This window comes from Bartonella sp. AD328YNZD (assembly GCF_042196425.1).
In genome coordinates this window covers 1-592 of sequence record NZ_JBHIQG010000815.1, presented here as the reverse complement: position 1 = coordinate 592, position 592 = coordinate 1, and the positions used below count along the sequence as shown (strand labels likewise).

The 592-nt window shown below is 34.1% G+C and carries 1 protein-coding gene; it reads right to left on the bottom strand.

From position 1 onward, the window contains the following. Positions 1-14: 14 nt before the first annotated feature. Positions 15-590 (bottom strand): hypothetical protein, encoded by a 576-nt coding sequence (locus tag ACFIO3_RS15170; RefSeq protein ID WP_375696138.1) that lies wholly within the window; start codon positions 588-590, stop codon positions 15-17. Positions 591-592: the final 2 nt, after the last annotated feature.

Below are 592 nucleotides of genomic sequence, written 5' to 3'. Positions count from 1 at the left end.
TTGCTCGTTAAATGTCATTTGTAAATTCCTCTTGGTTGCATCATGTCATATATCGTGCGGAGCTCTATGCAAAAACGTGCTATTTTTCTAGTATTTTCACTATGACCAGCGTTCATACTAGACACGAGATCAATAATTTGTGTTGTAGAACTGATGCCATTTCCGCTTGAAGAATTAAGAAATTTTTTTGCGTAATCAATCATGGGGTCAGTAGAATTCATAGACATATTATAGGCCCAAATAAAATCGCTTTCTCTCCAGTTATAGTCATAACGCAAACTGCTTATGACATTGGGTAACATTGCCCATGACATCTCCTCATTATAATCACCACGCAATAAATTAACAAAGCGTCCACATAAAACAATAAGTATGTGACGATGCCATATAATATCAAATTTTGGCGCTATATTCTGATAGCCACGACTATAGATGAAGTTTCTTGCTTGTTCTTGCTTTTGAAAATGTTCAAAAGTCTCGTATTTTTCACTGATATATTCTTCGTAAAGTTTATTGTACTGCTCTAGACTATCTACACGCGTACATCCTAACAATACAAATACAGAAAAAAGAGTTATAAATGTTATAATAG